Source organism: Methylophaga sp. UBA5088 (assembly GCF_002414625.1).
GTDB lineage: Bacteria > Pseudomonadota > Gammaproteobacteria > Nitrosococcales > Methylophagaceae > Methylophaga > Methylophaga marina.
Map to the genome: position 1 here is coordinate 8308 of NZ_DIAC01000053.1, position 633 is coordinate 8940.

Here is a 633-nt window from a genome sequence, read left to right on the forward strand (position 1 = left end):
CTCATCGCCTTATGCCAACAATTACAACGCTGGGACATGCCGATGATAGATTGTCAGATATACTCCGATCACCTATCGCGTATGGGCGGAGAAGAAATCCCCAGAGCAGAATTTATCAAAAGACTGGATGAGTTATGTTCTGTCAAAGTCTCGCCCAGTCAATGGCAGTTAGATGCTGATTTACCCTACGCACTATGAGCCTGAATTTTTATCAAGACCAACCTCATGCCTGTTCATACCTTAGTGGCAGGCAGGCCAGAAACCTTTATCCCGACCCAAATAAACCGGCGAGTAAACACCTGTACAGTCATCTGATTCAACATGGATTCAGGAGAAGCGGTGATCACATATATCGGCCATTTTGCGCAGAGTGCTCATCCTGTGTACCAGTGCGAATTGATATTGCCCAGTTTAAACCTAACAGAAGTCAGAAGCGCTGTTTAAAACGTAATCAGGATGTGCAAACTAAAATTCATCCAGCTGAATTTAATCCGGTACACTTTGAATTATATGAGCGTTATCTTGCTGGTCGACATTTGGGGGGAGGCATGGATAACCCCACCCCATCAAGCTATACCAACTTTCTGACTAGCAGTTGGTGCGATAGTGCATTTCTTGAATTCTGGCTGGAAA

Annotated in this window: 2 pseudogenes; both read left to right on the forward strand. The window is 44.7% G+C overall.

Annotation, left to right across the window (positions count from 1 at the left end):
- A pseudogene (locus tag B4K20_RS07360) lies at window positions 1-198 on the forward strand (leucyl/phenylalanyl-tRNA--protein transferase); the annotation flags it as partial.
- Window positions 195-633: pseudogene (locus tag B4K20_RS07365) on the forward strand (arginyltransferase); the annotation flags it as partial. The pseudogenes B4K20_RS07360 and B4K20_RS07365, both read left to right, overlap by 4 nt.